The sequence below is a fragment of the Bradyrhizobium sp. Ken64 genome (assembly GCF_055807555.1).
Window position 1 is genome coordinate 1 of sequence record NZ_JBVVPA010000152.1, and the last position, 231, is coordinate 231.

Sequence of the window (231 nt, forward strand, 5' to 3'; positions counted from 1 at the left end):
GGAGCAACTGCTGCGCTATGAAAACCTGCGGGTCGACCTCATTGCCTTTACCGCTGCCATTGAACGCGGTGATGGGCAACCGCAGCTGTTGCTCCACCGGTTGGCTGCCCGCGGTACGCCGCAACACGGCGTGCACCCGCGCCACCACCTCGCGTGGACTGTAGGGCTTGACCACATAGTCGTCGGCGCCATAACGCAAGGCACCCAGTTTTTCCGGCTCGTCGCCCATGG

General features: G+C 63.6%; 1 pseudogene. It reads right to left on the bottom strand.

The features are described 5' to 3' along the window. Nucleotides 1–231 (bottom strand): annotated as a pseudogene (locus AC0L2F_RS36010) (hypothetical protein); the annotation flags it as partial.